Raw genomic sequence first — 6,326 nt, forward strand, 5'->3', positions numbered from 1 at the left:
TAGACCTCACAGGTTTTGAAAACCTGTGAGGTCTTTGTTATCCTGAAAATGGCGAGTAGTTTATTTCTCAAAATTAATTTTTGTTAAGTATTTAATTAAAATAACTAAAAGATTCTCCGTCTTTTATGTTAAGTAAAGTTTCATAAATTAATTTAATTACGTTTTCAACATCTTCTCTATGCACCATTTCCACAGTAGTATGCATGTATCGCAACGGTAATGAAATTAAAGCAGAAGCAACACCGCCATTGCTATATGCAAAAGCATCAGTATCAGTTCCTGTGGCTCTTGATAAGGCAGAACGTTGAAAAGGAATTTTTTTAGCCTCAGCAGTTTCCGTAATTAAATCACGTAGTTTTTGTTGTACAGCTGGTGCATAAGCTATTACAGGACCTAGACCCATTTCTAAATGCCCCTCTTTTTTCTTTTCAATCATTGGCGTTGTAGTATCGTGAGTGACATCGGTAACTATGGCTACATTTGGTTTTATAGTGTGCGTAATCATTTCAGCACCGCGTAAACCTATTTCTTCTTGCACAGAATTGGTAATGTATAGTCCAAAAGGTAATGTCTTTTTGTTTTCTTTAAGTAACCGCGCAACTTCTGCAATCATAAAACCACCCATTCGATTATCCAAAGCACGACAAACAAATTTATCGCCATTTAAAATATGGAACTCGTCTGGATAAGTAATCACACACCCAACATGAACCCCCATTTTTTCAACTTCCTCTTTATCTTTTGCGCCAACATCAATCGTAATATTATCTGGTTTTGGCGCTTCTTCTTTTACTTTGCTTCTAGTATGAATTGCTGGCCAACCAAAAACGCCTTTTACAATACCCTTTTTGGTATGGATGTTTACAATTTTACTTGGTGCAATCTGGTGGTCGCTACCACCATTTCTTATCACATAAATTAATCCGTTATCTGAAATATAGTTAACATACCATGAAATTTCATCAGCATGTCCTTCAATAACTACTTTGTATTTTGCTTTAGGGTTTATAACACCAACTGCAGTTCCGTAAGTATCTGTAATAAATTCATCTACATAAGGTTTTAAATAATCCATCCACAGTTTTTGTCCGTCCCACTCATATCCAGTCGGGGCTGCATTATTTAAATATTTTTCTAAAAAGTCCATTGACTTTTTATTGAGTATGCTTTTTTTAGCCATAAGATTGTTTATTATTTTTTTTAGTCATTAAAAATTATGACTTCATTTTTTTACTGTATTTTGTAAAAATAACAGGATTTATTTAGTTTTTACTTGTCCTTGAAAAATAATTTGTAACAAAGTACGCAGTTTTAATACTAATTTGAAATAATATTTAACTTAAAGAAGAATCAAATGAAGCTAACCATTAACGATTTAACAAAAACTTACAAAAATGGCGTTAAAGCCATTGATAATTTAAACTTAGAAATAGGAACAGGAATGTTTGGATTATTAGGCCCTAATGGTGCTGGGAAATCCTCTTTAATGCGTACAATAGCAACCTTGCAAAGTCCAGATTCTGGTTCTATTCAGTTTGGAGATATTAATGTACTTGAAGATAAAATGGCACTTCGTAAAGTCCTGGGGTATTTACCGCAATCGTTTGGCGTGTATCCAAAAATGTCTGCTGAGAAATTACTTGATTATTTCGCAACCTTGAAAGGTGTAAGTTCAAAATTGGATAGAGAGGCTTTAGTAAAGGAAGTTTTAGAAATTACTAATTTGTATGATGTCAGAAAAAAATATGTTGCTGGTTATTCTGGCGGAATGAAACAGCGTTTTGGGATTGCTCAATTGTTATTAAATAACCCAAAGTTAATTATTGTTGATGAACCTACTGCAGGTTTAGATCCTGCTGAACGTCATCGTTTTTTAAATGTTTTACGAGAAGTTGGTACTAATTGTACCGTCATTTTTTCAACCCATATTGTAGATGATGTTAAAGAACTTTGTAATGAAATGGCTATTTTAAATGGCGGACGTATTTTACAACATACAACACCAATGGAAGCTACTGATGAAATTAAAGGACAAATTTGGACCAAAATTATCGAGCGTGACGATTTAGAAAGTATGGAAGCGGCTTATAATGTATTATCGTCAAATTACAACCAAGATAATACGTTAAATATTAGAGTGCATGCTACAGAAAAGCCAGCTGATGATTTTCAGTTAGCCAATCCACAACTAGACGATGTGTATTTTATTGCTTTAAAACAAGATGAACCAGTTCTTTCATAAAAGCGTTTAAATAACTAAAATAACACATATGTTTTCTACAATATTTTTTTACGAGTTAAAGTATTGGTTTAAAAAACCAGCTTTTTATATTTACGCTGCTATATTTTTTATTATAGGCCTGTTTTTTGCAGCAAGTTCTGCGGGTATTTTTGATAGTATTACGGTAACCACAGGGTCATCATCCATAGTGAATTCGCCATCTGGGATTAATGGTCTTTTTAATGGCATGGCTATTTTAATATTCTTTTTGTTTCCTTCAATTATTGGTGTTTCCATTTACAGAGATTTTAAAAGTGAAATGCATTCAATTTTGTACTCATATCCTTTTACAAAAGCGAACTACTTGTTTGCCAAGTTTTTTAGTGCCATTGTAATCGTTACCATTTTAGTTTTTATAATAGGTATAGCCTTATTTATTGGTTTTAGATTACCCGGAACAAATTCAGATATTGTTACCTCGTTTAGCTTTACATCATATTTTAGAGCCTATGCGGTATATATTTTGCCTAATGTATTATTATTTGGAGCTATTGTTTTTGGGGTAGTCACCTTCACCAGAAATATAGCTGCTGGTTTTATAACTGTGATATTACTGCTGTTTGTACAAGGGCTCATGGAGAGTTTATTATCGGATCCTGATAATAGATTTTTAGCGGCTATCTTAGATCCTTTCGGTTCTGCGGCTTCAAATTATTACACACGATATTGGACGGTTTCTGATAAAAACGAATTACAATTACCTCTAAAAGAGATTATTGTGTATAATCGTTTATTATGGCTAGGCGTAGCTTCTTTGGTGTTCGGATTGGTTTATAAATTTTTTGCATTTAGCCAAAACGCTATTTCAATTAATTTAAAAAAGCAAAAAGGAGAGCGTGCTACAAAAAGTAATTTTGGAGGTATTACTAGAATTAATTTACCTAAAGTGAGTTTTGATTACTCATTTGTTCAAAATTTAAAAACAACTTGGAAATTAGCTAATATAGATTTTAAATATATTGTAAAAAGCTGGCCCTTTTTAAGTATTGTATTGGTAGGGCTAATTATTATATTAATTGCATTATCCGAAGTAGGAAACCTATTTGGTACACAAACACTTCCTGTTACTTGGAAAATGTTAAATGGAGGCGCTGCTTTTACAATTGCCATTAATATCTGTACATTTTTATACGCAGGTATGTTAGTACACAGAGGTAAAATTGCCAATATGAATCATTTGGTTGATGTTACACCAACACCAAATTGGACGCTCTTTATGTCAAAATTTATTGCCCTCGTAAAAATGCAATTGGTTTTATTGGGAGTAATTATGTTATCAGGTATATTATTTCAAATCTATAAAGGTTATTTCGATTTTGAAATCATACATTATATTAAAGAACTTTTTGGATTAAGATTAATCAACTACGCCATTTGGGCATTTTTAGCGCTGTTTATACAAACGATATTTAGAAACCCATATTTAGGTTTATTTGTTTTAATTGTGCTTTCTATTGGTATCCCTTTACTGAGATTTGCAGGTATTGAACAAGCTATCTTTAAGTATAACGAAGGACCAGGTTTCCAATATTCTGATATGAATGGTTACGGAAATTCTTTTTCTAGATATTTTGCTTACAAAGTATATTGGTTATTTGGTGGCCTAATGTTAATGGTGCTAACCGCTTTATTTTGGGTAAGAGGTTTACCGCACTCCTTTAAAGAACGTTTATCAATAGCCAAGTCGCGATTTAAAGGGTTGGTAGTTGTAGGATTTGCTATTTTTCTAGTTGGTTTTTTATCGTTAGGTTTCACAATTTATCATGAAAATAATATTGTAAATGAACGAACATCTTCAAAAGAACAAGAGCTTAGAACTGTAAAATGGGAGAAGACTTATAAAAAATATCAAAATAAACCACAACCTCGTATTGTATCCGTAAAAGCTAATATGAATATTTATCCGAAAGCACTTAATTTTGAAGCTGATGGTAAATACGTAATGGTTAACAAAACCAGTGTGACAATTGATAGTATTTTGTTAAATCATAATAAATATCCAAGTACATTTAAGTTTAATAAAGACATTGATTTAGTTTCTGAAGATACTATCTATAATTTCGATATTTATAAACTGAAACAAGCGTTACAACCAGGTGATAGTTTAGAACTTGAATTTACGGTTAAGAATAAACCAAATACTTGGTTAAGAAAGAATTCGCCTGTATTAGCCAATGGAACATTTATAAATAACTCGTCTATTTTTCCTTCTTTAGGTTATAGTGGCGGCGAATTAACCGATAATAAAACCCGAGAAAAATACGATTTACCTCCAAACGATTTAAAGCCGCATCCATCTGATTCTACGGCACTTGGTAATACGTATATATCTAAAGATTCCGATTGGATCGATTTTGAAGCTACGGTTAGTACTTCTGAAGATCAGATAGCTATCGCGCCAGGGTATTTGCAAAAAGAATGGTTAGAAAACGGACGTAAATATTTCCATTACAAAATGGACAGTAAAATATTAAACTTTTACGCCTTTAATTCTGCTAGATATGAAGTAAAGAAAGATAAATGGAAGGCTGTAAACTTAGAAATTTATTACCATAAAGGGCATGAGTATAATTTAGATAGAATGATGGCCGGCATGAAAGCATCTTTAGATTATAACTCTAAAAACTTTAGTCCGTACCAGCACAAACAAGCTCGAATTATTGAATTCCCAAGAACAGGCGGTTCTTTTGCACAATCGTTTCCAAACACCATTCCGTTTTCTGAGGGGGTTGGTTTTATAGCTGACGTTGATGACACTGAAGAAGGTGGTGTAGATTATCCGTTTGCCATTACGGTACACGAAGTAGCACATCAGTGGTGGGCCCATCAGGTAATTGGTGCCGATGTTTTAGGAGCAACCATGCTTTCTGAAAGTTTATCAGAATATGTGTCGTTAAAAGTGCTTGAGCACCAGCAGGGTAAAGGTAAAATGCGTAAATTTTTAAAGAAAGCCTTAGATGATTATTTAACGCAGAGAACTTTTGAAAAGAAACGAGAAAAAGCATTAATGTATAATGATGGCCAAGGTTATATTCGCTATCAAAAAGGATCCTTAGTGTTTTATGCACTTAGTGATTATATTGGAGAGGATGTTTTAAATGGAGCATTACAGAAATATGTTGAAAAAGTAAAGTTTCAATATCCACCTTACACCACATCAATAGATATGGTTAATCATATTAAGGAGGTAACACCAGATTCATTACAATATACTATTAATGACATGTTTGAGACCATTACATTTTATGAAAATAGAATTAAAGAGGTAACGTCTACGGAGCTGGATAATGGTAAATATCAATTAGATATTGAATTTGAAGTAAGCAAATACAGAAATGATGAAAAAGGGAAAAAGTTTTATGGAGATAGCCTATCTTATAAAACAGAAGATATGAGAAAGCCTATTTTATCTGTACCATTAGCAGATTATATTGATATTGGTGTTTTTGCTGAAGAAGAAGATGAAGAAGGGAAAATGAAAGAAATTGAACTCTATTTGAAGAAACATAAAATTACAGAAATCAATAACAAATTAACTATTATAGTTGATAAAGAGCCTATTGAAGTGGGTGTTGACCCTTATAATAAGCTTATTGATACAAACTCTAACGATAATAGAAGACGATTATAAAAACGATCTTAATAAAAGCGAAAACCCACTTACATATTTTGTTTGTGGGTTTTTTTTATGGTTAACGAAAATTTGTTTTCTCATCATATAAAATAACCGATTAAATTAGTTTCTATTTCATTTTTTAGTACATGACAAAATTTAGAATAGAACTGTAATTTGCACACAAATAGCGTATTACGGCTTTTTCGTTACAAAGATCTGGCAGGTTTTTAAAACCTGTCAAGTCTTTGTTATCCTGAAAATGGCGAGTAGTTTGGTTCTCAAAATTAATTTTTGTCATGTACTAAAATTTCCTTTATACTCCAATATAATATGCAACCATAACTACAGCTATGCTTAAAGTTTCTATTTCATCTTAAGATAATAGAACTTAAATTTATTATCAATCATTTTAAAATTTATTTGGGATCA

Annotated in this window: 4 protein-coding genes; 2 read left to right on the forward strand and 2 right to left on the reverse strand. The window is 32.1% G+C overall.

Translation table 11 applies throughout. The features are described 5' to 3' along the window. Positions 1-91: 91 nt before the first annotated feature. The gene (locus tag AAC024_RS15480) at positions 92-1,180 is read right to left on the reverse strand and encodes a M42 family metallopeptidase (protein WP_339896396.1); all 1,089 of its coding nucleotides are present in this window, start codon (positions 1,178-1,180) and stop codon (positions 92-94) included. A 174-nt stretch (positions 1,181-1,354) separates the two neighbouring features. On the opposite strand from AAC024_RS15480, the gene AAC024_RS15485 reads away from it, so the two are divergent. Further along, complete coding sequence (locus AAC024_RS15485; RefSeq protein WP_339896397.1) at positions 1,355-2,242, forward strand: ABC transporter ATP-binding protein; 888 nt, start codon at positions 1,355-1,357, stop codon at positions 2,240-2,242. 90 nt (positions 2,243-2,332) lie between these two features. On the opposite strand, the gene AAC024_RS15490 is transcribed toward AAC024_RS15485, so the two are convergent. After that, positions 2,333-2,518 carry a hypothetical protein gene (locus AAC024_RS15490; protein WP_339896398.1) on the reverse strand — a complete coding sequence of 62 codons (186 nt, stop codon included), beginning with the start codon at positions 2,516-2,518 and terminating at the stop codon, positions 2,333-2,335. 22 nt (positions 2,519-2,540) lie between these two features. Here AAC024_RS15490 and AAC024_RS15495 point away from each other — a divergent pair, with 22 nt between their 5' ends. Beyond that, the gene (locus AAC024_RS15495) at positions 2,541-5,912 is read left to right on the forward strand and encodes a M1 family aminopeptidase (protein WP_339896399.1); all 3,372 of its coding nucleotides are present in this window, start codon (positions 2,541-2,543) and stop codon (positions 5,910-5,912) included. Positions 5,913-6,326 lie beyond the last annotated feature (414 nt).

Origin of the sequence: uncultured Algibacter sp., assembly GCF_963976535.1 — a bacterium.
Lineage (GTDB): Bacteria > Bacteroidota > Bacteroidia > Flavobacteriales > Flavobacteriaceae > Algibacter_B.